The organism is Afipia felis ATCC 53690, assembly GCF_000314735.2.
Taxonomy (GTDB): domain Bacteria; phylum Pseudomonadota; class Alphaproteobacteria; order Rhizobiales; family Xanthobacteraceae; genus Afipia; species Afipia felis.
This window is the reverse complement of record NZ_KB375270.1, coordinates 2,625,772-2,652,257: the sequence shown is the minus strand read 5'-3', so window position 1 is coordinate 2,652,257 and position 26,486 is coordinate 2,625,772. Positions and strand designations below refer to the sequence as shown.

The following is a 26,486-nucleotide window of genomic DNA, read 5'->3' as shown; positions in this document are numbered from 1 at the left end:
CAGCACCGCATCCAAGAGCGCTACTTTACAATCGATATAAGGTGGCCTGTCCCCGCCTTGACCGTGTGGTGCCACCGCCTTACGCAAAGACAGGGAAATTCCTGCAGGGGGAATCTGCAGGTCATCGCCAGCAAGCCGTTGCCGAGCGCAGCCGCAAGCCAGCCATTCCAGTTACATTTGAAAATCTGGGGGAATGGTTATGGCAATCGTTGCCGGCAGCGCGCGTGCGCTGGCGTGGGGAGTTTCGCTCGTTGCTTTGAGCATAGGTGGCGCGACAAACGGTCGCGCGCAGGCGCAGACAGTATCGAACTCGTCTCAAGCATCGTCATCCGATCGAAGCGTTGCGGCTGAATCGCGCGTGCGGAGCGCGCGTGCGCAGGTGGAAGATGCCCGCGCGCCGCAATCGCTGGACACGATCACGGTGACGGCTTCGAAAACGGAGGAGCGTGCGGTTGATGCGCTCGCACCGGTCAGCGTCGTGACGTCCGAGCAGGTTGAACTGCTTCAGGCGAGCACCATCGGCAACCTCATCTATAACGTGCCAGGCGTTTGGATGCAGGATCGAGGCGACGAACCTTCGACCTCGATCAACATCCGTGGTCTGCAGGACTTCGGCCGCGTCGCCTATATCGTCGACGGTGCGCGGCAGAACTATCAGCGCACCGGCCATTTCGCGAACGGTTCGTTCTTTCTCAACCCCGAACTCGTCAGCGGCGTCGATATCGTGCGTGGCCCGACCGCGAACATCTACGGTTCGGGTGCGATCGGTGGCGTCGCTTCGTTCCGCACCAAGGATATCGACGATGTGGTCCGTGCCGGTGAACGCTGGGGTGTCGACGTCCACTCGATCATCGGCTCCAACAATTCGCGCGCGATGGGCTCGATCTTCGCGGGTGCCCGGGTCAATCCGAACGTCGATATTTTTGCCGGCGGTACTTATTCGACGCAGGGCAATTACAAGGACGGCACCGGCTACGAGGTCGCCAACACCTGGAACAGGCTCTCCAGCGGCATCGGCAAGCTGACGATGCGTCCTGCTGATGGTCATGAAATCAAGCTCAGCACGATCTTCCAGGAGAACCTGTATAACGTCGGTCAGCCGCCCCGGAAGGCCGGCGATCCAAACACATCCGCAGGGACCGGTGGCACATCGATCTACGCCTCCGACGTCAAGAACTACACCACAACGCTTGGCTGGAAGTATTCGCAACCCGACGACAAGCTGTTCGATTGGGACGCAAAGATTTACTGGAACCGGACGGAGAACGATCAGGTCAAGATCGCGCACACCAGCGGGTCATCCTTTGGCAACTGCATCGGCGTAGCGCCCGGAAACAGTATTTCTGGATGTATCGGCGATCCGCGCAGTTACAATCTGGATACCTATGGTTTTGATATCCACAACACGTCGCGCGTCGAGACCGATGATTGGCGTCACGCCTTCACTTACGGCGTGGACGGTTTTCAGGACAAGGTTGCGACGTTTGACTTGAGCGGAAACTCAAACGAGACGACGCCTGCGGGCAAGCGGACGGTGTGGGGCAGCTTCTTCCAGTACAAGGCCAACTACCGCTCGCTGTTGGAAGTTGTCAGCGCGGTCCGCTACGATAACTATGAACTGACGTCGAATGTCGGCGGCAACAAGGGTGATCGCTTCTCGCCGAAGATTACGGTCGGTCTGCTGCCCGAAGCGGTTGTGACGCCTTACGTCAGCTATGCCGAAGGCTACCGTGCACCGTCCATCACCGAAACGCTGGTGAACGGCAGCCACGTATCGGCAACGCCTTATGACGCATTTTTCGTATGTCCGTCGGGCCAGCAACTTCCTGGACCGCCGGGCACCAACACGTCGCTGTTCTGTTTCCTGCCGAATGCGAACTTGCGGCCGGAAGTCGGCAAGACAAAGGAAATCGGCTTCAACGTCAAAAAGAACGACCTGTTCACGGCCGGTGACAGCTTCCGCGGCAAGTTCAACGTCTTCCGCAACGATGTCGAGGACTATATCGATCTCGTGGCCTTCAGCACGCCGTCGGCGCCTCCGGCCTATGGCGTCTACATGCCATTCTACCAGTATCAGAATATTGCGTCGGCCCGGATCGAGGGTGTCGAACTTGAGACGATGTATGACGCGCAGGCATGGTTCCTCGGCGTTTCCGCAACATTCCAGCGCGGCAAGAACGAACAGACCGGCATCGGTCTCTACAGCATCCAGCCGCAGAAGATCACCACCACGGCAGGGATCCGTTTTGCCGAGAACAAGGCCCAACTGTCGATGGCGTGGACCAACGTCAAGGGCAACACGGATATTCCGGCCAACTATCTGCCAGGCACGTCCTACGATCTCGTCAATCTCTATTTGTCGGTGAAGCCGACGAAGAATTTGACCCTGATGGCTTCGGTCGAAAATCTGCTCAATCAGTATTATCGACCCTACGCCATCCCGCGTTCGTCAATCGGGGGAGAGACGCAGAACGACGCGTTGTGGGCGAGTGCAGGTGCCGGCATCACATTCAAGGGCGGTCTCAAATATCACTTCGGAGGATAGTCGGGAGCACTTGAATCATCGACCGGATCGTGAGCCGCGCAGATTTTTCTGCGCGGCCTCACGCGTCTGTAAATGCAGCTTCTATCGGGCGTCTCGCCCGCTCATATCGTAAGGAGACAAGTCATGTACATCGCAATGAACAGGTTTCAGGTGAAGAAGGGCTCGGAGCAGGCGTTCGAGACGCTGTGGGCAACGCGCGAGACCTATCTCAGCGAGCTTGAAGGATTCATCGAGTTTCATCTGCTGCGCGGCCCAGTTGCCGACGACCATCAGCTTTATTCGACGCACACGACCTGGGCGAGCAAGGCCGCGTTCGAGGGCTGGACCAAGTCGGAGCAGTTCCGCAAGTCGCATGCCCGCGCGGAGAACAGCACCGGCAACAGCCTCTATCTCGGTCATCCGAAGTTCGAGGGCTTCGAGATTATCCAGACCGAGCGCAACACCAAGGCGGCGGCCTGAGATGGCGACGGCGACATCGGTGGCGGATGGCGGGCCGAGCCTTCGCCGATACATGGCCGACAATCCAGGCGCGGTGATCGAGGACGCCGCGCGCGAGCACGGCGTGACGCCACGGGCCGTGCTGGAGGCTTTGCCCGAACCTATGCGGCGCTTCGTTCCGGGTGACCGGTTCGAGGCGGTGATGCAGGACATCGCCGGGTGGGGCGAGATCACGTTCATCGTACACACTGATGATGCGATCTTCGAATTTACCGGCGAAATCCCGAAAGGTGCGATGGGCCACGGCTATTTCAACCTGATGCAGCCGAAGGGTCTGCACGGGCATTTCCGCCCGCAGCGTTGCGCCACCATCGCTTTCGTCGAGCGCAGTTTCCGCGGCAAGTCGTCGGCGTTCATTGCGTTCGTCAATGTCGACGGCGGCATCATGTACAAGGTGTTCATCGGCCGCGAGGAGGGCGGCGCGCTTCGAGCCGACCAGCTTGCCCGTTTCCGGGCGCTGGTGTCGGAGCCTGTTGGATAGGCGGCCGCGTCGATGACCGCCGTAACGATGTTCGATGATCGCGAGCGGGCCGATGTCTATCGTTGGGTGACATCGGCCCTGATCGTCACGGCGTTGCACAGCCTTGTGTTTGTCAGCTGGACGTTCTGGCCGGAGCCGCTGCCTCCGGTCGGCGATGCCCATCCACAGATGGTCATCGAACTGTCGCTGGTGCCCACCACCACGCAGGATACACCGCTCGATCTTGCGCCGGGCGAGGTGATGCAGGAATCGGAAGCGTCGACGGCGTCCGTGACGCCTCAAGCCTCAAGCGAGGAGGCGTTCGCGCCGACGCTTCCGGTCGCGGAGTCGGACGTCGTGCTGCCCGCGGCTCAGCCGAAGGAAACGAAATCCGACGAGGTGAAGAAAGAGCCGCACAAGGGCGACGCCAAGGAAGCGCCGCCGGTGAAGAAGCCTGACGATAAAAAGAAGAAATCCGTCGACCGCAGGGCCGCGCCGAAAACCACGGCGGCGCCTCGCGCGGAACACCGCGCGCAACATGTGGCCTCGAGTTCGTCAGGCATGGAGGCGATGGCAAGTGTGCTGCCGTCCTATCGCCAGCGTGTCGCCGCGCATTTGCAGCGCTATAAGCAGTACCCAACGGAACTGCGTGCGGCCGGCATTCGCGGCACGTCGCGGTTGACGTTTACGATCGACCGTTCGGGGCATGTGCTCGCGAGCCGGTTGAGCGGGTCATCAGGCAATGCCGGTCTCGATGCCGAGACCATGGCGATGATCCGAAGGGCGCAACCGCTGCCGCCGTTTCCACCCGAGATTACCGTGAGTTCGATGAGCTTCACGGTGCCGGTGCAATTTTCCGTGAGATAGGCGCGTTTTGCAGTGGACGTGGCTTCCGCCATGAGCGCCGTAAAAAATTGACAAATAACAAGCCCTTCAACTGCGCCTTGGCTGTGTCCCCCTCGTCGTGAGCACGCGTTGCGGTTGTCATTGTCATCGCGTCGAGTAGAGTCCAGCTGACTGTTCTCAGGCGCGGCGGGTGCGGCATGATTGTCGGATAGGGATTGTTGGTCCACGCTCGCCAAGGCTTTGATCGATTTTGTTGATTTCATCTTCTGTCCGGTGACTTAGGCCAATTTTTCTGGAAGAAGCGGGGCTCTAAAAAAATTGGTTCAAGTGCGGGACTGGTGCATGCATGATCACGTTTGCCTCATCGGCCGATGAGGCTCAGGGCGTCTGTGTGTCCGTGATTTGCTGAAGGGATGTTGATGCGGCGCCGTGTGTTTCTGACGGGCATGGCTCTGGAATTGTCAGATGGATCCTGATCTGATCGGAAAGTGCCTTTTTCTGGAAGACAATTTGATCAAGGCGGACGTCGCCATTGTCTTCGGCATGAACGACTGGAGGCGCCCGGTGGAGCGGGCTATTGACCTTCATCAGTCCGGCAAAGCGAAGTTTCTTCTTTTCACGGGCGGCTACAACAGCAACATCCGAGAGTGTGAGGCGACAGCCATGTCTGACTTCGCGCGGGATTCAGGTCTGCCAGACCGGGCTATTCTCGTAGAGCCTCGTGCTGCTCACACGGAAGAAAACATCATCTTTGCAAGGCAAGTTCTGGATGCGCATTCGGAGCTCCGCAATTTTCGTTCCGTCACTCTCGTGACGATCCATTATCATCTGCGTCGGGCAATCCTGGCGGCGAGAAGGCATTTGCCTGTATCGGTCGAGCTCGGATGGGTTTCCTATCCGAGCGTTCATTATTCTGCGGCCGACTGGCACAAGTCGGCGCACGGAAGATCAAATGCTGATTCGGAAATCGCAAAGATCGAAAGATACTATGCCATGTCATTGAGCGATTTGGCGGATCAGCGTCCATGACGCTCGCCATTTCCCGAGGGGAGACCGCAAGCGCCGCTCCTTATTCCGGCATCGTGCGCGCGATCCTCGATTCGGTCGACAGATTTCCGGAAGGCCAGTTCGTCCACGCCAAACGAAATGGCCTGTTCTCGACCGCGTCCTATCGGCAGACACTGCAAAATGCGAGGTGCCTTGCCCGGGCTCTGCAACGGCATGGCCTGAAGGCGGGCGACGGTCTCGTTATCAATCTTCGAAACAGCGAGAATTTCATTCCCGCTCTTTGGGCGGCACTTCTCGTTGGTCTTGTGGCTGTGCCTCTCGTGCAGAATGCTCGTAAGCAACTCGGCACGCCGCGCCGCAGGGAAATATTTTCCTTTCTGGGCTCGGTCCTGCACGACGGGTACGTGATCACCGATGATCCGGATCTGAAAGGTGCGCTGGCAGCAGCACCAGGATTGAAGGCTCTTTCGTTCGATGAGTTGAACGAAGAAAAGCAGCCGGCCGAGATCGTCGAGAGCCACGAAGGTCACGACGGTGTGCGGCTCGCGGTACTGACGTCGGGAACGACGGCGCAGCAAAAACTCGTGGGGCTGAGCGAAAGCGCGGTTCTGGCGCGCTGGTGGGCGAAGGTGCCAGATGCGCGGGATGCTGCGGCCTTCCTGTCGTGGTCGCCCTTTGACCACATCATGGGTCTCGGCCTTGCCGCGCCGAATCTGGGACGCAAGATCCATCTCGACGCGGAATGGTTTGCGGCAAATCCGCTCTCCTGGCTCGATGTCATCGAGCAAACGGGAGCCACACACGCGACCATGACGAATTTCGGCATGTCGCTCATCGTTGAGGCTCTCAAGAACGAGCCGATGCGGCGATGGGACCTCAGCCGTGTTCGGAAGATCGGCATTGGCGCGGAGCAGATTTCCAGGCCGCTTTGCCAAAGCTTTCTAAGTCTCCTGACATCATTCGGCTTATGCAAAGAATCGATCATTCTCGGCTACGGCCTCACCGAATGCGGCCCCGTGGCCGGCGGCGGAGCCGTTTTTTCATCGGACGGGGCGGGAGAAGGGCCGGTGGTTCTTGACCGGCCAACTGCGGGTCACGCCGTACGTATCGTCGGCGATGACGGAACGGTTCTGGCTGAAGACGTGATCGGTCTTATCGAGGTGCAGGGGCCGACCATGACTTGCGGCTATGTCGGAGACGAAGAGGGGACCGCACGTCTATTAACGGCTGATGGCTGGCTTCGGACGGGTGATCTCGGACTTCTTCGCAACGGCTTCCTCACGGTTGCCGGCCGTGAAAAGGATCAGATCGTCATTAACGCCAAAAAGTTTTCATGCCTGGAGATCGAGAAAAACATCATATCTCAAAGCCGATATCGTCAGGTTTACGCTGCGCCACTTCGAGATGATTTGACCCGGCGCAGCCCTGCCGTGGGAAAACCATTGGCCATATTTGTTGTAGACGAAAGCGGCCAAAGTCATGATCTGGCAGATACGGCGGCCGAGATTCGCTCCATCGTGACATCGGCCTACCAATTCGCTCCGTCGGTTGTCGGGCTGATCAACAGCGAAGACGTGCCACGGACGTCGCTTGGAAAAGTACAACGCTTTTCTCTCGCAGCGCTGGTTGATGATCCTTGTTTCGGCGGGAAACTTCATAGTCTCGCTGAGCCGCCTGTGGATGTTGTGCCGGATACGAAGCTGACCGGCATCGAGCGGACGATCACCGAAATCTGGTCCCGGCTTTTAAAATGCGGCCCGGCGATCGATCGGCATTCCGATTTTTTCGCGCTGGGCGGTGACTCCATTCTGGCGCTTCAGATGTGCTTTGCGATCGAGGAGCGCTTCGGCCTTCACCTTCCCCTGGAAGATCTTGCTGAGCGTTCCACACTGTCGGATTTCGTGAATTTCGTTTCTGCTCGAATCGAGCAAGCTCCGGAACACCGGACTGCTGATCCCTCATCGCAAAGCGTGTCGACACTTCCGGACCGGATCGTCGAGAGAATGAGTGGGCTTCTGGCCCATTGGCCGGGGCAGGAAACGTCGAAAGGCAGTTTCTTGCGCCGCATGGGGCGGATACAGGAAGGAACACCTGTCTTCTGGTGCTTGCAGACCGAAGAGGAAGCCTTGCAGTTCGGCCAGGTCGTCGGTGCGCACAGGCCGGCTTTTGCCATGAGGTCCGGATATCTGTTTCTCGACTATGGTGCGCCGATAGCGAAGGCGTTCGTCGCGCGTTATGTCGAGGAGATCAAGCAGGCCCATCCGGCGGGGCCTTATGTGATCGGAGGCAATTGCCAGGGAGCAATCGTGGCGATCGAGGTGGCGCGTGCACTGCTGGCGGAAGGACGTCAGGTGCAACTCCTTGCGGTTGCGGACACGCTCATTGCCGATTTGTTCGAAGGCCATCCCTTCGCTGCGCCCGTTGCGCTTCTGCTGCCTAATCGAAGCAAGTTCAACCCGTACAGGAAGTTCATGTTTCCTGATGCCGGGTTGAAGAAGCTCTTTCCCTCCGGCCACAGAACATCGGTACTGTCTGCTGGTTATGCGGCCATCATGCTTGGAAAAGCAGGCGAGCACCTGGCGGAGAATCTGGAAGAAGCGATCGCGTGGTCGGCGCACCAATCGTCTCAAGATATGAGTGGCAGGATTTGCGGTGGCTACCCGGAATCTATTTACGCAGGCGCGATCGCCGGTCCTTACTCCAAGCTGGTTGTGCGACCGGGACAGCTGTTTCGCGTCGATGTCACGGTCTACAATCATAGCCCGCTCGATTGGAGACCTTTTGATGAAAGCGGCATTGCGCTCGGCAACCATTGGCTATCGCGCAATGGCGAGGTGATCATCTGGTCGGACGGACGAGCGCCTCTGACGGAAACGATCGTGCCCGGTGCCCGCGGGCGAATGCTGATCGATATCGTCGCGCCTCATAAACCCGGCCTTTATCTCCTGGAGTTCGATCTCGTGGAGGAAGGCATTCGATGGTTCAGTGAAAAGTATATGACTCCTCTCCACGTTTCTGTGGTTGTCGAGGACAGCCTAGCTGCGTTCTCGAGCGAACTTTGGAAAACTGGCGGATGGCGGAGATGGCTGCGGGCGTCACGGCGCTCCCTGGCAGCGAAGTTGCGGTCCACGCAAGGCAGACATTAGAAGGGTGTGCTGGGTTTTTGTTTACTTCCTCTAAGTGGAGGAAATTCTAAAGCCGCTTCTGCGGAGCTTTCGGCAAATACTTCGCTCCTTCCGCAGCGAAGAAATCGAGCATCGCCTGAGCCGGCGGCAGCAAGGTCTTGTCGGATCTGCGGACCACGTACCACTGCCGCACCACGGGCAGGCCGGCGATATCCAGCATCACCAGCCGTCCGTCCTCGAGTTCTGTAGCGACGGTGTGCGCGGAGATAAACGCAATGCCGAGACCGGCGGTCACCGCCTGCTTGATGGTCTCGTTGCTGCTCATTTCCATGCCAATGACCGGCTGGAATTCGTTTGCCTCGAACAGTTGCTCCATCAGCAGCCGCGTGCCGGATCCTTTCTCGCGGGTCAGGAATGTCTCGTGCGACAGGTCGGCAGGAGCGAGGCCGAAATCATGCTCCAGCCAATGTCCTTTCGGTGCGACGATGATGTGCGGATTGTCGCCGATCAGATGAGTCTCACCTGAATCTCTGCGGGAGAGCGGCCCATGATGGCGATATCCAGTTCGTAACCACGCAGCGCTTCGCGCAGCTCCTGACGGTTGCCGATTTTGAGCGTGATCTCGACCTTCGGATGGAGCTTGGAGAAAGCCGCTATCGCGAATGGGACGAAGTATTTCGCGGTGCTGACAGCGCCGATTGCGACCCGTCCGCCGGTGTGACCCGCGATCATGTCGAGCGACGTGGTGCAGTTGGCGACGGCGGCTTCTATCTGCTCGAGCAGCCCGAGGACCTCGTGACCGGCTCCGGTCAGAATCATGCCGTCACTGGTGCGCTGGAGCAGCGGCAGTCCCGCCAGATTCTGCAGATTGCGAAGTTGAAGGGTGACCGCCGGCTGAGTGAGATGCAGGCGAGCGGCTGCGCCGGTTACGCTGCCGGTGGCGGCTACGGCGCCAAGCGCACGAAGCTGGCGGATCGTCACGTCCTGTAGCTTTGATATAAGCAGAACTTTTACCCCATAGAATATATCGAAATTTTACTTATTTGGCGAGCCGCGTCAATCTTCCCTCAAGCTGAGCGAGGTCAAAGAAACCCCGTCGGCACCAAGGAACCGGGGGCGACGATGGGTCAGACGCTGCACCAACATCTCAAGGTTTTCGCCACCACCGACCCGGACCGCGCGGTTCTCGTCGAGGTTGTCACCGCTCTCGCTGCTGCAGCGGTCGAGATTTCTGAACTGATCTCCGGTGGCATGCTGGCGGGCATCACCGGGGAAGGGGAGACCCTCAACAGCGACGGCGACATCCAGAAAGACCTCGACGTTCAGGCCGACCGGATCATCCGTGGCGCGCTTGCAGGCATTTCCATAGCCGCGATCCTCTCCGAGGAGGCCAATGAGATCGAGATCCGCGATCAGACGAGTGCAGTCAGCATAGCCTTCGATCCGCTGGATGGTTCATCGAACATCAACACCAATATGTCCGTCGGTACGATCTTCTCGATCGTGCGAACGCCGTCGCATGCCCGCGCGGCGTTCACTCAGCCGGGTACGGCGCAACTCGCTGCGGGCTTCGTGGTCTATGGCCCGCAAACATCGCTTGTTCTGACGCTTGGATATGGCGTCGACATTTTCATCCTCGATCGCAAAGACAAGATTTTCAAGTTGGTCAAATCGCAGGTGCGGGTTGCTCCGAGCACGGCGGAATTTGCCGTCAATGCTTCGAATCACCGCCACTGGGAAGCTCCCATACAAGCGTACGTTGATGATTGCATCGCTGGCATTGAGGGAGTGCTGGCAAAAGACTTCAACATGCGATGGATCGGCTCGCTGGTGGCGGAGGCTTACCGCATTCTGATGCGTGGCGGGATTTTCCTTTATCCCGCGGATGCGCGAGATGGTTACAGCGAAGGCCGTTTGCGCCTTGTTTACGAGGCGCATCCGATGGCCTTCATCATGGAGCAGGCGGGAGGGGCGGCCTCGACAGGTCGCTCGCGCATTCTCGATCTTGCAGCGACCAAGCCGCACCAGCGCGTGCCGCTGATCATGGGGGCGATCGAATGCGTGCAACGTCTCGAGCGTATGCACATGTCGCCGGACATCAAGTCCGAGCGCAACGCGCCGCTTTTCGCCACCCGTGGCCTGTTTCGTATTTGAATTGAGGGGCGTCATCGTGTCGAGGAAGCATCCCATCATCTCCATCACCGGCTCGTCTGGCGCAGGCACCACTTCGGTGAAGCGGACCTTCGAGCAGATCTTTCGCCGCGAGAACGTGACTGCAGCTTATATCGAGGGCGATGCCTTTCACCGTTATAACCGCATAGAGATGCGCACGCGGATGGCGGAAGAGGCCGAGCGCGGCAACAGGCATTTCAGTCATTTCAGTGCCGAAACCAATCTGTTCGAAGAGCTGGAGCAGGTTTTCAAGACTTATGGTGAAAGCGGAGCGGGCACGACCCGCCATTACGTACACGATATCGAAGAGGCTGCGCTGCATGGCGCGGAGCCAGGCACGTTCACCGACTGGCAGCCGCTGCCCGAGAATTCCGATCTATTGTTCTATGAAGGGCTGCATGGCGCGGTCGTCACTGACAAGGTGAACGTTGCGCAATATGCTGATCTCAAGATCGGCGTCGTTCCGGTTATCAATCTTGAGTGGATTCAAAAGCTGCACCGTGATCGCAGTGCGCGCGGCTATTCCACCGAGGCGGTGACGGACACCATTCTGCGCCGCATGCCGGATTACGTGCATTACATCTGCCCGCAATTCGCAGAGACCGACATCAACTTCCAGCGCATCCCGACGGTGGATACGTCGAACCCGTTCATCGCGCGTTGGATCCCGACGCCGGACGAATCGATGGTGGTGATCCGCATGAAGAACCCGCGCGGCATCGATTTCCCCTACCTGCTGTCGATGATCCCGAACAGTTTCATGTCGCGCGCGAATTCGATCGTCATTCACGGGGCGAAGCTCGATCTCGCAATGCAACTGATCCTTACCCCGATGATCCTGCAACTCATTGACCGCAAGAGGCGCGCATGACGGCTGACGCCAAAATGTCCGGTGACATCATCACCCTCACACGGCGTGGCAAGGATGCGAATGCCAAGCTGACGCACCACGAGATGGCGAATGCCATCCGCTTTCTGGCCATTGATGCGGTGGAGAAGGCTAACTCTGGTCATCCCGGCATGCCGATGGGTATGGCTGACGTTGCGACAGTGTTGTTCTCGAAGTTTCTCAAGTTCGATCCGTTGGCGCCTGGTTGGCTCAACCGCGATCGTTTCGTGCTGTCGGCTGGTCACGGCTCGATGCTGCTGTACGCGTTGCTTCATTTGACCGGCTACCGGGAGATGACGCTCGATGAGATCAAATCCTTCCGTCAGTGGGGATCGAAGACCCCCGGTCATCCGGAATATGGCCATACCGCGGGTGTCGAGACCACGACTGGTCCGCTCGGGCAGGGTATCGCGACCGCGGTCGGCATGGCGCTTGCGGAGCGCATGAGCAATGCGCGGCTCGGCGACGATCTGGTCGATCACTACACCTATGTCATGTGTGGCGATGGCTGCCTGATGGAGGGCGTTAGCCAGGAGGCGATCTCGCTCGCGGGGCATCTCAAGCTCGGACGCCTGATCGTGCTGTTCGACGACAATAGCATTTCGATTGACGGCCCGACCTCGCTGTCTTGCTCGGATGATCCGCTGGCGCGTGCAGCGGCCTCCGGCTGGTCGGTGCGTCGCGTCGATGGTCACGATCCGACGGCAGTCGAAGAGGCGATTGCCGAAGAACGCGAAACGGATCGGCCGTCGCTGATCGCCTGCCGGACCAGAATCGGATACGGCTCGCCAGGCCGGGAAGGCTCCGAGAAAGCCCATGGCGCACCGCTCGGTGCCGACGAGATCGCGGCAACCCGCGCGGCGCTGGCCTGGCCACATGCGCCGTTCGAAATCCCGCGCGACGTTCTTGCGGCGTGGCGCACGGTTGGCGCGCGCGGACAGACCGAGCATGACAAGTGGGTGGAGCGTCTCGCGCAGCTTGATCGGGAGGAGCGCGAGCACGTCAACGAAGTGCTGAACGGCAAGCTGTCGCGCCAATACGATCCGGCGATCCGTGAGCTTTGCAGTCGCTTTGCGACCGAGCAACCGAAGATTGCGACGCGCCAGGCGTCGCAACAGGTGATCGAGATGTTGGCCTCGGTGCTGCCCAATCTTGCAGGCGGCTCCGCTGACCTTACGCATTCGAATCTGACGCTCGCCAAAAGTCAGAAACCGATCAAGCCCGGCCACTTCGAGGGCAATTACATCCACTATGGAATTCGCGAGCACGGCATGGCTGCGGCGATGAACGGCGTCGCACTGCATGGCGGTTTTATTCCTTACGGCGGCACGTTCCTCACCTTCGCCGATTATAGCCGGCCGGCGATCCGCATGGCGGCACTCATGGGGCTGCGTGTCATCCACGTCATGACGCATGACTCGATCGGTCTTGGCGAAGACGGGCCCACGCATCAGCCGGTGGAGCATCTGGCATCGCTACGCGCGATCCCGAACCTGCTGGTATTCCGCCCCGCCGACGCTGTCGAGACCGCGGAAGCCTGGGACTGCGCGTTGCGTGCCGAAGACCGGCCCTCGATTCTGTGCTTGTCACGTCAGGCACTGCCGACATTCCGAAGCGATACGGATGGCGTCAATAAAGTGGTGCGAGGCGCCTATCTGGTGATCAATCCGCAGGATCGGCGCGACGTCACGCTGATCGCAACCGGCTCCGAAGTCGCCATTGCAATGGAAGCGGCGCGCCTTCTCGAAAAAGCTGGCGTTCTCGCGGCCGTGGTCTCGGCGCCCTGTCTCGAACTCTTTGCGCAACAATCCCAGGACTATCGTCGCGCGGTGCTCGGGGAGCGCCCGCGTATCGGCATCGAAGCCGCGATCGAAGGCGGGTGGGCGCGTCTGATTGGCGACAATGGCGAGTTTGTCGGAATGACCGGCTTCGGCGCCTCTGCACCCGCGAACGTGCTGTACCGCGAATTCGGCATCACCCCTGAAGCCGTCGCGCTTGCGGCCAAGCGTTCCATCGCCCGTTCATCCAGCAAGGGAGCCTAGGCGTGTCAGTTAAAGTCGCCATCAATGGATTTGGACGGATTGGTCGCAATGTGCTGCGCGCGATTGTTGAATCCGGCCGCGACGACATTGAGGTCGTCGCCATCAATGATCTTGGTTCGGTTCAGGCCAATGCGCATCTGCTGCGCTATGACTCCATCCACGGTCGTTTTCCGTACGAAGTTAAGATTTCCGGCAACACCATCGATGTCGGTCGCGGGCCGATTCAGGTGACGGCGGAGAAGGATCCGGCAGCGCTCCCGCATGCCGCGCTGGGCGTCGATGTCGCGCTCGAATGCACGGGGATTTTTACAACCCGCGAGAAGGCGGCGGCGCATCTCAAGGCTGGTGCGAAGCGGGTGATCGTCTCGGCACCGGCCGATGGCGCCGATATGACCGTGGTCTACGGCGTCAATCATCAGAAGCTCAGCAGGGACCATGTGGTGATTTCCAATGCGTCCTGTACCACCAACTGCCTGGCGCCGGTGGCCAAGGTTCTCAATGACGCGGTGGGCATCGAACGCGGCTTCATGACCACGATCCATTCCTACACCGGCGACCAGCCGACACTCGACACCATGCACAAGGATCTTTACCGGGCACGTGCGGCCTCGATGTCAATGATCCCGACATCGACCGGGGCGGCCAAGGCGGTGGGCCTCGTGTTGCCGGAACTCAATGGCAAGCTCGATGGCGTCGCCATCCGCGTTCCGACGCCGAACGTCTCGGTGGTCGACTTCAAGTTCATCGCCAGGAAAAATACTTCGATCAAGGAAATCAACGACGCGATCGGCGAGGCATCAAATGGCGCACTGAAAGGCGTCCTCGGCGTCACGCATGAGCAGAACGTGTCGAGTGACTTCAACCATGATCCGCATTCCTCGGTGTTCCATATGGATCAGACCAAGGTGATCGACGGAAATTTCGTTCGCATCCTCACCTGGTACGACAATGAGTGGGGTTTCTCCAGCCGCATGAGCGATACGGCGGTGGCATTGGGGAGGCTGATGTGAGCGCTTCGCTGCGTGTCCTCGACGATATCGATGTCTCCGGTAAGCGGGTGGTTGTCCGCGCCGATCTCAACGTTCCCATGCGGAACGGCGAGGTGACGGACGATATGCGCGTGCGGCACGCGGCAGCCACGCTCTCCGAACTCGCGAACAAGAATGCGATCGTGATCGTGCTGTCTCACTTCGAAAGGCCGTGCGGCAAGGTAGTGCCGGACTACTCGCTGGCGCCGCTGCGGCCTGCGCTTGAAAAATCTCTGAAGCGCACCGTGCGGTTTATCGAAACAGACTGGCGTAATGGCACTCATCAGGCTGAGGTCACGAAGGCTGTCCCCGGCGACATCCTGCTGATGGAAAATACCCGCTTCCATCCCGGCGAAGAGGAGAACGACCCGGGGTTTTCCAAAACGCTGGCTGATCTTGGCGACATCTTCGTCAACGATGCGTTCTCGGTGTCGCACCGCGCCCATGCCTCGATCGAAGGAATCGCGCGACTGCTGCCGTCTTTCGCTGGTCGCGGTATGGAAGCCGAACTATCGGCACTCGACCGTGCGTTGGGTGAGCCAACGCGACCGGTCGGCGCGGTGGTCGGAGGAGCAAAAGTATCGACAAAAATTCCAGTGCTGGAAAATCTCGTCACCCGCGTTGATGAACTCATTATTGGCGGCGGCATGGCCAACACCTTCCTGCATGCGAAGGGAATCAATATCGGCCGTTCGCTGTGCGAGCCGGATTTCAAAGAGATGGCCGAGCGTATCCTGAACCATGCGGCTGACCATCAATGCAACATCGTTCTGCCGCGAGATGTTGTTGTAGCGAAGGAGTTTGCTCCGAATGCGTGCCACAGCGTTGTCGATGTTCGCGCGGTTCCCGCAGACTCGATGATTCTCGATATCGGGCCGGAATCGGTGGCCGATGTCATGGAGCAGTTCGGTGATCTGAAGACGTTGCTGTGGAACGGACCGGTCGGCGCTTTTGAGACCGAACCCTTCGGTCGCGGCACTTTCGTGCTGGCGAGGTGTGCGGCGCGACTGACCAAGGCAGGCCGGCTCGTCACTGTGGCGGGTGGAGGCGACACCGTCGCGGCGCTCTCGGCCGCGGGCGTTCAGGATGATTTTAGCTACGTCTCGACGGCGGGCGGCGCGTTCCTCGAATGGCTCGAGGGGCGTGGGCTTCCCGGCGTCGATGCTCTCAAGATGTCTCACGCGTGAGGTAATTCAGATGGCACGTATCACCCTTCGACAACTGCTCGATCACGCCGCCGACCATGGCTACGGCGTTCCTGCCTTCAACATCAACAATATGGAGCAGGGGCTCGCCATCATGGAGGCGGCGGCGAAGGTTGATGCGCCGGTCATCATGCAGGCTTCGCGCGGCGCGCGGTCCTACGCCAACGACATCATGCTGTCGAAAATGATCGATGCTCTCGAGGAGATGTATCCGCACATCCCGTTGTGCATGCATCAGGACCACGGCAACGAGGAAGCGACCTGCGCCACCGCCATCAAGCATGGCTTCACCTCGGTGATGATGGACGGTTCGCTGGAAGCGGACGGCAAGACCGCAGCGGACTATCGCTACAATGTCGAGATCACCCGCCGCGTGGTCGATATGGCGCACTGGATCGGCGCGTCGGTGGAAGGCGAACTCGGCGTGCTCGGTTCGCTCGAACATGGAGGCGGCGAGCAGGAGGACGGTCACGGTGTCGAAGGCACTCTCAGCCACGACCAGTTGCTGACTGATCCGGATCAGGCGGTCGACTTCGTGCGTGAGACCAAGGTCGACGCACTGGCGATTGCGATGGGAACCTCGCACGGTGCCTACAAATTCTCCCGCAAGCCGGACGGCGATATTCTCGCGATGAATGTCGTCGAGGAAATCCATCGCCGTCTGCCCAATACGCATCTGGTGATGCACGGTTCGTCGTCGGTGCCGCAGCCGCTGCAGGACATGTTCAATTCGTTCGGCGGCGAGATGCCGCAAACCTGGGGTGTTCCGGTCGAGGAAATCGTACGGGGCATCAAGCACGGCGTGCGCAAGGTCAACATCGATACCGATTGTCGGCTGGCGATGACCGCGGTGTTTCGCAAAGTGGCGACGCAAACCAAAAGCGAATTCGACCCGCGCAAATTCCTGAAACCGGCGATGGATGCGATGCGTGATCTGTGTCGCGAGCGTTTCGAGCAGTTCGGAACAGCGGGTCATGCTTCGAAGATCAAGGTCATTCCGCTGGCGGAAATGGCGAAACGGTACCGCGCAGGTGCGCTGGATCCGCGAATTGGAGACATGGCGAGCGCCGCCGAGTGAAGCCTGGAGGTTCTGAACCGGTGTGGCGCACCGGTCCGTAGAGATGAAGGAGAGCGATATGAACGATCAATCGATGACCATTCGCGGCAAGGATCGCTACAAGTCGGGCGTAATGGCCTACAAGAAGATGGGCTATTGGGAGCCGGACTACGTTCCCAAGGACACCGACGTGATCGCGTTGTTTCGCGTGACTCCGCAGGACGGTGTCGATCCGATCGAAGCCTCGGCGGCAGTGGCCGGCGAATCCTCGACCGCAACCTGGACCGTGGTGTGGACCGATCGTCTGACCGCGGCGGAGAAGTATCGCGCCAAGTGCTATCGCGTCGACCCCGTGCCGAACTCGCCGGGCCAGTACTTTGCCTATATCGCCTACGACCTCGATCTGTTCGAGCCGGGTTCGATCGCGAACCTTTCGGCCTCGATCATCGGCAACGTGTTCGGCTTCAAGCCGCTCAAGGGTCTGCGCCTCGAAGACATGCGCTTCCCCGTGGCTTATGTGAAGACGTTCCAGGGACCGGCGACCGGCATCGTGGTCGAGCGCGAACGACTCGATAAGTTCGGCCGTCCGCTGCTCGGCGCCACCGTGAAGCCGAAGCTCGGTCTTTCCGGCCGCAACTACGGCCGCGTGGTCTACGAGGCGCTCAAGGGCGGCCTCGACTTCACCAAAGATGACGAGAACATCAACTCGCAACCCTTCATGCACTGGCGCGAGCGCTTTCTCTACTGCATGGAGGCGGTCAATCGCGCACAGGCGGCTTCGGGTGAAGTGAAGGGCACTTACCTCAACGTCACCGCGGCGACGATGGAGGACATGTACGAGCGCGCCGAGTTCGCCAAGGAGCTCGGGTCCTGCATCGTCATGATCGATCTGGTGATCGGCTACACCGCCATTCAGTCGATGGCGAAGTGGGCGCGCAAGAACGACATGATCCTGCATCTGCATCGTGCAGGTCACTCAACCTACACCCGACAGAAGAGCCACGGCGTGTCGTTCCGTGTCATCGCCAAGTGGATGCGTCTCGCCGGCGTCGATCACATCCATGCAGGAACCGTGGTCGGCAAGCTCGAGGGTGATCCGAACACCACGCGCGGCTACTACGACATCTGTCGTGAGGAGTTCAACCCGGTCAAGCTCGAGCACGGCATCTTCTTCGACCAGAACTGGGCCAGCCTCAACAAGCTAATGCCGGTGGCGTCAGGCGGCATTCACGCCGGTCAGATGCATCAACTGCTCGACCTGCTCGGCGAGGATGTCGTGCTGCAGTTCGGTGGCGGCACCATCGGTCACCCGATGGGCATTCAGGCCGGGGCGATCGCCAATCGTGTCGCGCTGGAAGCGATGATTCTCGCGCGCAACGAGGGTCGCGACTATGTCGCCGAAGGCCCGGAGATTTTGGCCAAGGCTGCCGCGACCTGCACTCCGCTGAAGTCAGCGCTCGAAGTCTGGAAGGACGTCACCTTCAACTATGAATCCACCGATGCGCCGGACTTCGTGCCGACGGCCATCGCTTCTGTCTAAAGATCGAGAGGTTTATCATGCGTGTCACACAAGGTTGTTTTTCCTTTCTGCCTGACCTGACCGACGAACAGATCAAGAAGCAGATTCAGTACTGTCTGGAGAAAGATTGGGCGGTGAACATCGAGTTCACCGACGATCCGCATCCCCGCAACACCTATTGGGAGATGTGGGGTTTGCCGATGTTCGACCTGCGCGATGCCGCAGGCATCATGATGGAGCTGGCGGAATGTCGTAAGGTCTATGGCGACCGCTACATCCGCATCAACGCCTTCGATTCCAGTCACGGTTGGGAATCGGTGCGAATTTCCTTCATCGTCAATCGCCCGAAAGACGAGCCGGGCTTCCGTCTGGCGCGCCAGGAAGTGGGTGGTCGCAACATGCGCTACACCACGACATCATATGCGGCGGATCGTCCCGAGGGGCAGCGTTACAGTGGAGCGTGAGCTTGTTGTCCAAGGTTGAAGAAACACAGGATGCGCCTGCCACCGATATCGACCTTCGTAAGGAGTTCAACGAGGTCGGTATCGGTGAGGTGCTCGAGCAACTCGATCAGGAGCTGATCGGCCTTGCGCCGGTCAAGACGCGGATCCGTGAGATTGCGTCGCTGCTCCTGATCGAGCGCATTCGCCAGCGGATGGGGCTGACAGCGGAAACGCCGACGCTTCATATGTCCTTTACTGGTAATCCCGGCACCGGCAAGACAACGGTCGCATTGCGGATCGCGAGCATTCTGCACAAGCTCGGATTCGTGCGCCGTGGTCATGTGGTCTCGGTGACGCGGGACGAGCTAGTCGGGCAGTACATCGGTCACACCGCGCCGAAGACCAAGGAGATCCTGAAGAAGGCGATGGGCGGTGTGCTGTTCATCGACGAGGCTTACTATCTATATCGCCCTGACAACGAGCGCGACTATGGCCAGGAAGCCATCGAGATTCTGCTGCAGGTGATGGAATCGCAACGGGATGATCTGGTGGTGATCCTCGCCGGTTACGGCGACCGGATGGACAAATTCTTCGCCAGCAACCCAGGTTTTCGCTCTCGCGTCGCGCATCACATCGATTTCCCCGACTATGGCGATGAAGAGCTGCTGTCGATCGCCGAACTGATGCTGAAGGAGCAGAGCTACCGCTTCACGGCCGAGGCAAGGGAAGCATTCGTCCGCTATATCGCACTGCGCAAGACCCAACCTCTGTTCTCCAATGCGCGCTCGATCCGCAACGCGCTGGACCGCATTCGCTTGCGTCAGGCCAATCGTCTGGTCGCCGACCTTGATCGTATCATAACGGCGGATGACATTCAGTCGATCGACGCGGCGGATGTTCTAGCCAGTCGTGTGTTTTCCAAGTCAAGCGCTCCCGAAGGAAAGTCCTGATTCGATGCCTCAGCCCGTGGTGATTGCCCCATCGATTTTGTCAGCGGATTTTTCCCGATTGGGTGAAGAGGTGGAGGCTATCGATGCCGCCGGGGCGGACTGGATTCATTGCGATGTGATGGATGGGCACTTTGTGCCTAACATCAGCTTCGGGCCCGATGTCATCAAGTCGATCCGGCCGCGCACCAAGAAGGTGTTCGACGTGCATCTGATGATCGCGCCGGTCGACCCTTACCTTGAAGCCTTTGCCAAGGCAGGGGCAGACATTATTACTGTACACGCAGAGGCGGGGCCCCATCTGGACCGGTCGCTGCAGGCGATCCGCAATCTGGGCAAGAAGGCGGGTGCCACGATTTGTCCGGCGACACCTGAAAACGTATTGGCCAATGTCCTGGATCGGCTGGATCTGATCCTGGTGATGAGTGTCAATCCGGGATTTGGCGGGCAGCAGTTCATTGCGTCGCAGCTCGACAAGATCCGCCGCATTCGTGCGATGATTGGCGAGCGGCCGATCCGACTGGAAGTCGATGGCGGTGTCGGTGTAGAAACCGCGGCACAGGTCGTGGCGGCAGGCGCGGACACGATCGTGGCTGGGTCCGCAGTCTTCAAGGGCGCGACACAGAGCGCCTACGCAACGAATATTGCCGCCATTCGTGCGGCAGCGGAGGCAGTGAAATTATGTTGATGACCAATCCTCATGTTGCAGCGAGGGGAGCTTCGTGGCCCGCTGCCGTGGTGTTCGATCTGGACGGCACGCTGGTCGACAGTGCTGGCGATATCACGACGTCGCTGAATGAATTACTCGTCGCGCGACAATTGGCGCCGTTTCCGGAGGAGACGGTGCGCGATTTCGTCGGCGATGGTAGCAAGGCGCTGGTGGAAAGGGCCTTTCAAACGCGCGGTGTGTTGCTCGGCGCCGAGGAGCTTCGGATTGCAGTTTCATCCTACGATGCAATCTATGGCACTCATCTCGTTGAGCGAACCTATGTCTATGACGGTGCACTTGAGGTGATGGCTGACCTCAAGGCGCGCGGCATCCGCATGGGTATTTGCACCAACAAGTTTCAGGACAAGGCGGAGCGCGTTGCCACACATTTTGGCCTCGACAAGTATGCCGAGGTGGTTGTCGGCGGCATCTCCAGGCGGCCGGGCAAGCCATCGCCGATCATGCTGATCGAAACGCTTGAGGCTTTGGAAATGCCGCGGGAGGAAGCCGTCTTGGTCGGTGACAGCACTTTCGATGTGCAATGCGCGCGTGCCGCAGGCGTGACGGTGATCGGCGTGACATTCGGCTACTCGCAAACCCCGATGCGCAAGCTCGGTCCTGATGCGGTGATCGATTCCTATGCCGAGTTTGCGCAAGCCTGCGACAGCCTGCGCGCCAAAGCTGCATGAAAAGGTTCGCGGCGCTGATTTTCGACGTTGACGGCACGCTTGCCGAAACCGAGGAAATTCATCGCCGGGCCTTTAACGAATCTTTTGCCCATTTTGGACTCGATTGGCACTGGAGTGTCGCGCTTTACGCCGAACTGCTGCTTGTCACCGGCGGCAAGGAGCGGATGCGTCATTTTGCTGCGCAGGAAGGAAAGCCGTTATCGGATTTGACGGACGGGCGGCTGGCGGAGTTGCATCGCTACAAGACCACGCGCTTCGGTGAGTTGATTGCGGCCGGCGCATGCGCGCTGCGTCCGGGTGTCGTTGAGCTATTGAATGTGGCACGGGCACGAAACCAGCGTCTTGCGATCGCAACAACGACCTCGCGCGACAATGTCGATGCCTTGTTGCGGGCGACATTGGGTGAGCGTGGTCTTGGCCTGTTCGATCCAATCGTGGCGGGCGAGGATGTGGTCGACAAGAAGCCTGCACCGGACGTTTATCTGAAGGCGCTTGACCTCCTCGGTTTGCCGGCGTGCGAATGTCTTGCGATCGAGGATTCGCGAAACGGGCTGATCTCTGCGTTAGCCGCCGGCATTCCGGTCCTGATTACGCGGAGCGCCTATTTCAGGCACGAGACGTTCGACGGCGCCTTTGCGGTGGTTGAAAGTCTCACGGAGCTGGCAGGACGGCAGCTTATACCCTGATCCCGAGTATCAGGGTATCATCGCTTTAAGGAAGTCGATCAATGCGCTGATCTTGGCTTGCTGTCGCGGCCTTTTCTGGAAAACGACCCAGATCGCCTCGTCGGCAGGCCGCTCGTTGGGAAGCAGCTCCACCAGCGTTCCATCGTTCAGATGTTTCTGGACGTAGAAATCTGGAAGCTGGCAGATCCCGAGTCCCTGGAGCGCTGCGCCCAAAATCGCAAAGCCACTATTGCAGCGAAAACGGCCCTGGGGAGTGATCTGGACTTCGTGTCCATCACTTTTGAAGTGCCATTGTTGTGCGCTGCCGACCAGACAAGTGTGGGTGTCGAGCTCCGATGCGGTAGCGGGGGTGCCATATCGTTCGACATATGACGGAGCCGCACAGAGATGAAGTGACCTTGAACCGATCTGCATCCGGCCCAGCCGGGTGTCGGCGATCTCTCCGGTCCTCACGCCGAGGTCTATTCCGTCGGCGATGATATCGAGAACGCGGTTGGTGAGTTCTATCTTGACGCTGATTCCCGGATGTTCGGCCAGAAATCGTCCGATCAATGGGACGATTGTCTGCTCGCCATAGGCTATCGAGCAGGTCAGATGAATGTGGCCCTTAATCCCATCCTTGCCCGAAACGATGGCATCCAAGGCAGCGTCTCGGTCATCGATCAGTTGCCGGCACCGCTGTTCGAACAGCCGGCCGTTTTCCGTCAGTGCGACGCGTCTCGTATTCCGTGACACCAGTTGCGTGCCAAGGCGCTCCTCCAGCCGGGTTATTTCACGACTCACCTGTGAGGTTGAGACGCCAAGGCGTTGGGCGGCGCGGGTGAAGCTGCCGGTTTCGGCCACGGCCACAAGTGCATCAAGGCCTTCCCAACGGTGCATTGCACATCCTCATCTTTGCGATTTGGCAAAACTGATTTTGAAAAAACTAGGATTATCACTTTTATGTCTGGCGGATAGCGTTGCAGTTGTTGGGAGGAACAAATTCATGAAAAGCCGTGCTGCCGTCGCGTTCGAAGCAAAAAAGCCGCTTGAGATCGTCGAGGTCGACCTCGAAGGGCCGAAGGCTGGTGAAGTCCTGGTGGAGATTATGGCCACCGGCATTTGCCACACCGATGCTTACACGCTCGATGGTTTCGACAGCGAAGGGATTTTCCCATCGATTCTCGGTCATGAAGGGGCTGGAATCGTCCGGGAGATCGGGCCTGGCGTCATGTCGGTGAAGCCGGGTGATCACGTTATTCCGCTGTACACACCCGAGTGCCGTCAGTGCAAATCGTGTCTGTCCGGCAAAACCAACCTCTGTACGGCGATCCGCGCGACGCAGGGCAAGGGGGTGATGCCCGACGGTACCACCCGTTTCAGTTATAAAGGTAAACCCATCTATCATTATATGGGTTGCTCGACCTTCTCGAATTTCACGGTTCTTCCTGAAATCGCGGTGGCGAAAATTCGTGAGGACGCGCCCTTTGACAAGAGCTGCTACATCGGCTGTGGCGTGACCACGGGTGTCGGTGCCGTGGTCAACACGGCAAAAGTCACTCCAGGCTCCAACGTCGTTGTGTTCGGTCTTGGCGGTATCGGCCTTAACGTGCTCCAGGCCGCCAGAATGGTGGGCGCCGACAAAATCGTCGGCGTGGACCTCAACGATGCGAAGGAGGAATGGGGTCGGCGCTTCGGTATGACCCATTTCGTCAATCCCTCGAAGGTCGATGGCGATATCGTCCAGCATCTTGTCGCGCTGACGGATGGCGGCGCGGATTATACCTTCGATTGTACCGGCAACACCACGGTGATGCGGCAGGCGCTGGAAGCCTGCCATCGCGGCTGGGGCGTGTCGGTTGTGATCGGCGTGGCGGAATCCGGCAAGGAAATCTCGACGCGGCCGTTCCAGCTCGTCACGGGCCGGGTCTGGAAGGGCACGGCATTCGGCGGCGCGCGCGGCCGCACCGACGTTCCGAAAATTGTCGATTGGTACATGAACGGGAAGATCGAGATCGACCCAATGATTACCCATGTTCTGAAACTGGAAGAAATCAACAAAGGCTTCGACCTGATGCATCAGGGGAAGTCGATCCGTTCAGTCGTCGTGTTCTGAAGCCAACAAAAATTCAAGGGAGAAAAAGTCTATGGGTATTCACATTCATCCGTCCGTTGATGGCGGAGTTAAGAAGGGCTCCGGAAAATTTGCCGGTGGCATGTTGGTTTGCAAATGTAAAGACAAGCCGGTCAAGGTTGAGATCAAGGGTGATGTCGCCCACAACCACGCCTGCGGCTGCACGAAGTGCTGGAAGCCCGGCGATGCGACTTTTTCAGTCGTCGCCGTGGTCCCGAGCACAAATTTGAAAGTCGTGGAGAATGGCGACAAGCTCGCGATCGTTGACGCCTCGGCAACGATCCAGCGGCATGCATGCCGCGCCTGCGGCACGCATATGTATGGCCGCATCGAGAACAAGTCCCATCCTTTCTACGGCCTGGACTTCGTGCATCCCGAACTGTTCGTCGAAAGCGGTTCGGCGGAGCCGGGCTTTGCGGCCTTCGTCTCCTCGATCATCGAATCTGGCGTTGATCCGTCGCAGATGAGTGCCGTCCGCTCGCGCCTCAAGGAATTGGGGCTTGAACCATACGACTGCCTGTCGCCGCCGCTGATGGATGCGATCGCAACCCATGTGGCGAAATCAAAAGCGCATTGATCTGCCAGGAGCGGCGGTGTCTAAAGGGCACCGCTGCGTCCGGGTGACGCTGCCTGATCCATTCGTTAATCTGCTATCGACAGGCGGAGCCACGATCATGACGCTTGAGACAGTTTCTACAAATCGATCACACGGCGGCGTGCAGGGCGTGTACAAGCACGCGAGCCTGGAAACCGGAACGGACATGACGTTCTCGGTTTACGTCCCTCCAGGTGTTGCGGAAGGCGTAAAGCTGCCCGTTGTTTGGTACCTGTCGGGACTGACCTGCACGCATGCCAACGTCACCGAAAAGGGTGAATTTCGTCGGACCTGCGCCGAGCTCGGTTTGATTTTCGTCGCGCCGGACACCAGCCCGCGTGGTGCGGATGTGCCGGGTGACCCTGCGAACGCTTATGATTTCGGGCTGGGCGCCGGATTCTATGTGGATGCCACGCAAGCGCCGTTCGAGCGCAACTATCGCATGTGGAGTTACGTCACCGAGGAATTGCCCGGGCTGATCGCCGCGCATTTTCCGGCGGACCTCTCGCGGCAGTCGATCCTCGGCCATTCGATGGGCGGCCATGGTGCTCTGACGGTTGCCTTGCGTCGCCCCGAGCGTTATCGCGCCGCCAGTGCCTTTTCGCCGATCGTCGCGCCATCGCAGGTGCCTTGGGGGATCAAAGCGCTTGGCGGTTATCTCGGTGACCAGCGCAAGGAATGGCGCAGGCACGATGCGGTTGCGCTAATCGAAGACGGCGCGCGGTTTTCCGAATTCCTTGTCGATTACGGCGATGCAGACCCGTTCCTGACCGAACAACTTCGGCCGGAATTACTTGAGGGCGCTTGCGCGCAAGCTGGCATCCCGCTGACGCTTCGTCGTCAAAGCGGTTATGATCATAGCTACTACTTTATCTCCACATTCATGGACGACCATCTTCGCTGGCATGCCGCGCGCTTGAAATCGTAAGCGCTTCGTTGCCAGCCACATCGTTTCAGGCGGGGCGTGACGATGGAAATCTACCTCTTAGGCACAGCCCTGCTCGGGCTCGTGTCGGGATTCATGATCGGCTGTATCGGCGTCGGTGGCGTCATTATTGTGCCGATCCTCGTTCAGGCAGGCTTCCCGGTTTACACGGCGATTGCGATGGCGATGGCCGGTTATATTTTGACCGGCATCATCGGAACGTGGATTTATATTCGCAAGGGATCGCTCGACAGCAGTCTCGCGCGCTTTCTCTGCTTCGGTGCGATGCCGGCCGCAGTCGTGGGATCAGTCGTCGCACGGGTGACCCCGTCAGTCGTTCTGGAACTCATTATCGGTCTCCTGACCGCGCTGTCGGGTATTCAAACGCTGCTGAGAGGATTTCGGCATAGCGTCCAAACGAGCGAGCAGACACTTTCGAAGGCGAGGGGCCTCGGACTGGGCTCGTTTACCGGTTTCATCTCGTCACTGACCGGAACGGGCGGTCCGGTTGTATTGATTCCGATTATGCTGTGGCTGGAAGTACCGATCCTGACGACCGTTGGGCTGGCTCAAGCTATTCAGTTACCGATCGCCGTGCTCGCGACGATCGGAAATGCCCCAAGCGGGGTCATCGATCCGACGCTTAGCCTTGCGTTGGGGGGTGGATTGTCGGTCGGAGCGTGGTTTGGCGCTCGTATGGCCCACTATCTCGATCAGCGTGTGCTGCGCGGCCTTGTCGCGGTGACGCTGCTTGGCGTGGGACTGTTGCTACTGGGCAAGGTCCTCCGCGCCATTCTGTGAGTGCCAGCGGCGCCTCCAAGACATTCCAAAGAATGCACTTTACCCGACGGGCGTTGGCCCTTCGGGCGCGTACCCAGTCGCGGCCGCCGATAGCCTCAAGCCCTCAAAGTCGGCCGACTTATTCACGCACTCGATCAGCGTATAAAATGGTTTCATTTGAAAATGATCTTCGGGGCCGATGATA

At 59.2% G+C, this 26,486-nt stretch carries 23 protein-coding genes and 1 pseudogene; 22 read left to right on the top strand and 2 right to left on the bottom strand.

The window, feature by feature from the left end; genetic code table 11:
- Positions 1-199 precede the first annotated feature (199 nt).
- The 6 genes from HMPREF9697_RS12585 to HMPREF9697_RS12560 all read left to right on the top strand — a co-directional run bounded on the left by HMPREF9697_RS12585 (position 200) and on the right by HMPREF9697_RS12560 (position 8,503).
- Positions 200-2,545, top strand: coding sequence for a TonB-dependent hemoglobin/transferrin/lactoferrin family receptor (locus HMPREF9697_RS12585; protein ID WP_002717607.1), 2,346 nt, complete (start codon positions 200-202; stop codon positions 2,543-2,545).
- Positions 2,546-2,668: 123 nt separating this feature from the next.
- Complete coding sequence (hmuQ, locus tag HMPREF9697_RS12580) at positions 2,669-3,004, top strand: heme-degrading protein HmuQ (RefSeq protein WP_002717606.1); 336 nt, start codon at positions 2,669-2,671, stop codon at positions 3,002-3,004.
- A 1-nt stretch (position 3,005) separates the two neighbouring features.
- Positions 3,006-3,524, top strand: a complete 519-nt coding sequence (gene hutX, locus HMPREF9697_RS12575) for a heme utilization cystosolic carrier protein HutX (protein ID WP_002717605.1) — start codon at positions 3,006-3,008, stop codon at positions 3,522-3,524.
- A gap of 12 nt (positions 3,525-3,536) precedes the next feature.
- Positions 3,537-4,370, top strand: coding sequence for an energy transducer TonB family protein (locus HMPREF9697_RS12570; protein ID WP_002717604.1), 834 nt, complete (start codon positions 3,537-3,539; stop codon positions 4,368-4,370).
- A gap of 444 nt (positions 4,371-4,814) precedes the next feature.
- Positions 4,815-5,378 (top strand): YdcF family protein, encoded by a 564-nt coding sequence (locus HMPREF9697_RS12565; RefSeq protein WP_002717603.1) that lies wholly within the window; start codon positions 4,815-4,817, stop codon positions 5,376-5,378.
- Entirely contained in the window at positions 5,375-8,503 is a 3,129-nt protein-coding gene (locus HMPREF9697_RS12560) for an AMP-binding protein (protein ID WP_002717602.1), read from the top strand. The genes HMPREF9697_RS12565 and HMPREF9697_RS12560 overlap by 4 nt, the downstream gene beginning before the upstream one ends.
- A gap of 46 nt (positions 8,504-8,549) precedes the next feature.
- Here the strand turns inward: HMPREF9697_RS12560 and HMPREF9697_RS12555 are convergent.
- Positions 8,550-9,463 (bottom strand): annotated as a pseudogene (locus HMPREF9697_RS12555) (LysR family transcriptional regulator).
- A gap of 141 nt (positions 9,464-9,604) precedes the next feature.
- Here HMPREF9697_RS12555 and HMPREF9697_RS12550 point away from each other — a divergent pair.
- The 12 genes from HMPREF9697_RS12550 to HMPREF9697_RS12495 are packed head-to-tail and all read left to right on the top strand — an operon-like array spanning position 9,605 to position 21,868.
- A complete protein-coding gene (locus HMPREF9697_RS12550; RefSeq protein ID WP_002717599.1) occupies positions 9,605-10,636 on the top strand; it encodes a class 1 fructose-bisphosphatase in 1,032 nt (343 codons plus the stop codon).
- Positions 10,637-10,652: 16 nt separating this feature from the next.
- Complete coding sequence (locus HMPREF9697_RS12545) at positions 10,653-11,525, top strand: phosphoribulokinase (RefSeq protein WP_002717598.1); 873 nt, start codon at positions 10,653-10,655, stop codon at positions 11,523-11,525.
- Positions 11,526-11,539: 14 nt separating this feature from the next.
- The gene (gene tkt / locus HMPREF9697_RS12540) at positions 11,540-13,585 is read left to right on the top strand and encodes a transketolase (RefSeq protein ID WP_051053987.1); all 2,046 of its coding nucleotides are present in this window, start codon (positions 11,540-11,542) and stop codon (positions 13,583-13,585) included.
- A gap of 2 nt (positions 13,586-13,587) precedes the next feature.
- Positions 13,588-14,595 carry a type I glyceraldehyde-3-phosphate dehydrogenase gene (gene gap / locus HMPREF9697_RS12535; RefSeq protein WP_002717596.1) on the top strand — a complete coding sequence of 336 codons (1,008 nt, stop codon included), beginning with the start codon at positions 13,588-13,590 and terminating at the stop codon, positions 14,593-14,595.
- Positions 14,592-15,800 (top strand): phosphoglycerate kinase, encoded by a 1,209-nt coding sequence (locus HMPREF9697_RS12530; protein WP_002717595.1) that lies wholly within the window; start codon positions 14,592-14,594, stop codon positions 15,798-15,800. Before gap ends, HMPREF9697_RS12530 begins: the two co-directional genes overlap by 4 nt.
- A gap of 10 nt (positions 15,801-15,810) precedes the next feature.
- Positions 15,811-16,896, top strand: coding sequence for a class II fructose-bisphosphate aldolase (gene fba, locus HMPREF9697_RS12525; RefSeq protein ID WP_002717594.1), 1,086 nt, complete (start codon positions 15,811-15,813; stop codon positions 16,894-16,896).
- Between the two features lie 58 nt (positions 16,897-16,954).
- Positions 16,955-18,415: a form I ribulose bisphosphate carboxylase large subunit gene (locus HMPREF9697_RS12520; protein ID WP_002717593.1), complete on the top strand. Its 1,461-nt coding sequence runs from the start codon at positions 16,955-16,957 to the stop codon at positions 18,413-18,415.
- Positions 18,416-18,432: 17 nt separating this feature from the next.
- Positions 18,433-18,858: a ribulose bisphosphate carboxylase small subunit gene (locus tag HMPREF9697_RS12515; protein ID WP_002717592.1), complete on the top strand. Its 426-nt coding sequence runs from the start codon at positions 18,433-18,435 to the stop codon at positions 18,856-18,858.
- Between the two features lie 2 nt (positions 18,859-18,860).
- Positions 18,861-19,787, top strand: a complete 927-nt coding sequence (cbbX, locus tag HMPREF9697_RS12510) for a CbbX protein (RefSeq protein ID WP_040307943.1) — start codon at positions 18,861-18,863, stop codon at positions 19,785-19,787.
- Between the two features lie 4 nt (positions 19,788-19,791).
- The gene (gene rpe, locus HMPREF9697_RS12505) at positions 19,792-20,472 is read left to right on the top strand and encodes a ribulose-phosphate 3-epimerase (protein WP_002717590.1); all 681 of its coding nucleotides are present in this window, start codon (positions 19,792-19,794) and stop codon (positions 20,470-20,472) included.
- Positions 20,472-21,182, top strand: a complete 711-nt coding sequence (locus HMPREF9697_RS12500; RefSeq protein ID WP_040307942.1) for an HAD-IA family hydrolase — start codon at positions 20,472-20,474, stop codon at positions 21,180-21,182. Before rpe ends, HMPREF9697_RS12500 begins: the two co-directional genes overlap by 1 nt.
- Positions 21,179-21,868, top strand: a complete 690-nt coding sequence (locus tag HMPREF9697_RS12495) for an HAD family hydrolase (protein WP_002717588.1) — start codon at positions 21,179-21,181, stop codon at positions 21,866-21,868. Before HMPREF9697_RS12500 ends, HMPREF9697_RS12495 begins: the two co-directional genes overlap by 4 nt.
- Before the next feature lie 9 nt (positions 21,869-21,877).
- Here the strand turns inward: HMPREF9697_RS12495 and HMPREF9697_RS12490 are convergent, their stop codons facing one another.
- Positions 21,878-22,747, bottom strand: coding sequence for a LysR family transcriptional regulator (locus HMPREF9697_RS12490; RefSeq protein ID WP_002717587.1), 870 nt, complete (start codon positions 22,745-22,747; stop codon positions 21,878-21,880).
- 106 nt (positions 22,748-22,853) lie between these two features.
- Between HMPREF9697_RS12490 and HMPREF9697_RS12485 the strand changes: the two genes are divergently transcribed.
- The 4 genes from HMPREF9697_RS12485 to HMPREF9697_RS12470 all read left to right on the top strand — a co-directional run bounded on the left by HMPREF9697_RS12485 (position 22,854) and on the right by HMPREF9697_RS12470 (position 26,302).
- Positions 22,854-23,963 carry an S-(hydroxymethyl)glutathione dehydrogenase/class III alcohol dehydrogenase gene (locus HMPREF9697_RS12485; RefSeq protein WP_002717586.1) on the top strand — a complete coding sequence of 370 codons (1,110 nt, stop codon included), beginning with the start codon at positions 22,854-22,856 and terminating at the stop codon, positions 23,961-23,963.
- 31 nt (positions 23,964-23,994) lie between these two features.
- On the top strand, positions 23,995-24,558 hold the full coding sequence (gene gfa, locus HMPREF9697_RS12480) for an S-(hydroxymethyl)glutathione synthase (RefSeq protein WP_002717585.1): 564 nt from the start codon (positions 23,995-23,997) through the stop codon (positions 24,556-24,558).
- Positions 24,559-24,655: 97 nt separating this feature from the next.
- Positions 24,656-25,504, top strand: a complete 849-nt coding sequence (fghA, locus tag HMPREF9697_RS12475; protein WP_002717584.1) for an S-formylglutathione hydrolase — start codon at positions 24,656-24,658, stop codon at positions 25,502-25,504.
- A 42-nt stretch (positions 25,505-25,546) separates the two neighbouring features.
- The gene (locus HMPREF9697_RS12470; protein ID WP_002717583.1) at positions 25,547-26,302 is read left to right on the top strand and encodes a sulfite exporter TauE/SafE family protein; all 756 of its coding nucleotides are present in this window, start codon (positions 25,547-25,549) and stop codon (positions 26,300-26,302) included.
- Positions 26,303-26,486: the final 184 nt, after the last annotated feature.